Here is a 1,333-nt window from a genome sequence, read left to right as displayed (position 1 = left end):
TTAAGTTCGTGCAGAGTTTGATTCAACGTTCTCTGCATATAACAAGTTGCTCAAACGGAAAAATAACAGTTGGCCATCGCTTCGCGATTATAGCCAACCATTATTTTCCGCTTAGCAAAGCGTTAGGTTTTATGTCAAAATTATATGCGATCACTCTGCTATTTGTTCTCCCTGTTTTTTCGGGTGAGTTCAATGACTGTGGAAACAACAAGCAAGCTCAGCTATTAGTTAAATTGATAAGTACTGATAAAGAGCAAAAACGAACGAATATTCGTTGTAATATACTGCTAACAAGGGCAGCAGAAGCTAAAGCTAAAAAAATGGCTGAATATGGTTTGGTCGTTCATAATCTTGGGGGAAGCCCTAATGCGCGTCTAGAGAAGATTGGTTATAAGCTTCCAAAACATTATGGAGTTGAATTTAATAGCAATCAAGTTGAAGCTATTGCAGGTGGATATTCAGATGCAATAGATGTTTGGGATGCCTTTAAGCGTTCAAAAGGACATAGAACTCATTTACTTGGTGAGCATGAGCTTTATTTAGAGCAAGATGAAATTGGAATTGCTCTTGTAAAAAAATGGGAGTCACCTCATGTCGAATATTGGGTGGTATATTTAACAAAAGGCCATCAAAAGAATCAAGCATACTCTGGTAACTTTGATAATATACCTAATAAAACGCTATTTATATTAGAACAGCCAAAGCCGTAAAATAAAACCTAACAAGGGTTTTCAAGTCGGACAAATTACAGTTGGCTGTTGTTCGTGCCTCACACATTTTAGCCAACTGCAATTTTACGCTTAAAACGGCGTTATGTGTATCTATTGATTGAGTGCCGATGTTGATATTTTTGTTCGTTTGGTTAATGGTTTTTTTTGTCATTTTATTTATCGGAGCTTTGATGGCTCCTTTTAGCGATTAATAAATTAAAACTCCAAGAATCAGGTTATTCAGGTCGTAATTATATTTATAACTTACCAGAGATGTTCATGAAAAGCTGGTACGAACCGCATAAATTATATGTAAGAAATATGGTTGTATATGGCCTGTTAGGTTCAATACTAGGTTTTAGCGTGTTGTTTATAGCAAGTAAATTTGGCTTGGTGTAAATACACATAACAAGCTAATTAATAAGGACAAAAAACAGTTGGCTTTTTCAATCCGTTCACATTTTAGCCAATATTTTTTTGCCGCTTAACAGGGCGTTGGTATGACTCCCCACGTCAAGTTAAATACACTGAACCTTGTTCATTAATTTCAGAACCATTGTATTCACTTTTAGTATTAAGTGAGTTAACGCATAGAATGAAGCAAGTAATTTCGTCGGTTATCA

At 35.6% G+C, this 1,333-nt stretch carries 1 protein-coding gene; it reads left to right on the top strand.

Translation table 11 applies throughout. The features are described from left to right. On the top strand, positions 1 to 710 hold a 710-nt coding region (locus tag H4J67_RS19885), incomplete at its 5' end, for a hypothetical protein (RefSeq protein WP_220471681.1). Positions 711 to 1,333 lie beyond the last annotated feature (623 nt).

The organism is Colwellia sp. BRX10-4, assembly GCF_014077465.1.
Taxonomy (GTDB): domain Bacteria; phylum Pseudomonadota; class Gammaproteobacteria; order Enterobacterales; family Alteromonadaceae; genus Colwellia_A.
The sequence above is the reverse complement of the archived record's forward strand: the minus strand, read 5'-3'. Positions and strand labels throughout refer to the sequence as shown.